The 1666-nt window shown below is 49.6% G+C and carries 1 rRNA gene; it reads left to right on the top strand.

Annotated elements, in window-relative coordinates:
- Positions 1-48 precede the first annotated feature (48 nt).
- A 16S ribosomal RNA gene (locus GSM_RS14460) occupies positions 49-1608 on the top strand.
- The last annotated feature ends 58 nt before the right edge of the window (positions 1609-1666 follow it).

Raw genomic sequence — 1666 nt, 5'->3', positions numbered from 1 at the left:
CGAAGTCAATTCGCTAGTAAATTAAGTAACAAATGAGTCACAAACTTTTAAATCGAGAGTTTGATCCTGGCTCAGGACGAACGCTGGCGGCGTGCCTAATACATGCAAGTCGAACGCAAAACTTTCATCGAATGCTTGCATTCACCGGAAGTTTTGAGTGGCGAACGGGTGAGTAACACGTGGGTAACCTGCCCAGAAGAGGGGGATAACACTTGGAAACAGGTGCTAATACCGCATAACAATAAAAACCGCATGGTTTTTATTTAAAAGATGGTTTTGCTATCACTTCTGGATGGACCCGCGGCGTATTAGCTAGTTGGTAAGGTAAAGGCTTACCAAGGCAATGATACGTAGCCGAACTGAGAGGTTGATCGGCCACATTGGGACTGAGACACGGCCCAAACTCCTACGGGAGGCAGCAGTAGGGAATCTTCCACAATGGACGAAAGTCTGATGGAGCAACGCCGCGTGAGTGAAGAAGGTTTTCGGATCGTAAAACTCTGTTGTTAGAGAAGAACGTGTGTGAGAGTAACTGCTCATGCAGTGACGGTATCTAACCAGAAAGCCACGGCTAACTACGTGCCAGCAGCCGCGGTAATACGTAGGTGGCAAGCGTTGTCCGGATTTATTGGGCGTAAAGGGAACGCAGGCGGTTTTTTAAGTCTGATGTGAAAGCCTTCGGCTTAACCGAAGTCATGCATTGGAAACTGAAAGACTTGAGTGCAGAAGAGGAGAGTGGAACTCCATGTGTAGCGGTGAAATGCGTAGATATATGGAAGAACACCAGTGGCGAAAGCGGCTCTCTGGTCTGTAACTGACGCTGAGGTTCGAAAGTGTGGGTAGCAAACAGGATTAGATACCCTGGTAGTCCACACCGTAAACGATGAATGCTAAGTGTTGGAGGGTTTCCGCCCTTCGGTGCTGCAGCTAACGCATTAAGCATTCCGCCTGGGGAGTACGACCGCAAGGTTGAAACTCAAAGGAATTGACGGGGGCCCGCACAAGCGGTGGAGCATGTGGTTTAATTCGAAGCAACGCGAAGAACCTTACCAGGTCTTGACATCTTCTGACAACCTAAGAGATTAGGTGTTCCCTTCGGGGACAGAATGACAGGTGGTGCATGGTTGTCGTCAGCTCGTGTCGTGAGATGTTGGGTTAAGTCCCGCAACGAGCGCAACCCTTATTATTAGTTGCCAGCATTAAGTTGGGCACTCTAGTGAGACTGCCGGTGACAAACCGGAGGAAGGTGGGGATGACGTCAAATCATCATGCCCCTTATGACCTGGGCTACACACGTGCTACAATGGACGGTACAACGAGTCGCGAAACCGCGAGGTTTAGCTAATCTCTTAAAGCCGTTCTCAGTTCGGATTGTAGGCTGCAACTCGCCTACATGAAGTCGGAATCGCTAGTAATCGCGGATCAGCATGCCGCGGTGAATACGTTCCCGGGCCTTGTACACACCGCCCGTCACACCATGAGAGTTTGTAACACCCAAAGCCGGTGAGGTAACCTTTATGGGACCAGCCGTCTAAGGTGGGACAGATGATTGGGGTGAAGTCGTAACAAGGTAGCCGTAGGAGAACCTGCGGCTGGATCACCTCCTTTCTAAGGATATAACGGAAACCTACACACGATTGTTGAAACTTTGTTTAGTTTTGAGAGG

The sequence above is a fragment of the Liquorilactobacillus mali KCTC 3596 = DSM 20444 genome (genome assembly GCF_000260415.1).
In the GTDB taxonomy this organism is placed as follows: Bacteria; Bacillota; Bacilli; order Lactobacillales; family Lactobacillaceae; genus Liquorilactobacillus; species Liquorilactobacillus mali.
Note: the sequence above shows the minus strand (reverse complement) of the source record. Positions and strands in the feature narration are given on the sequence as shown.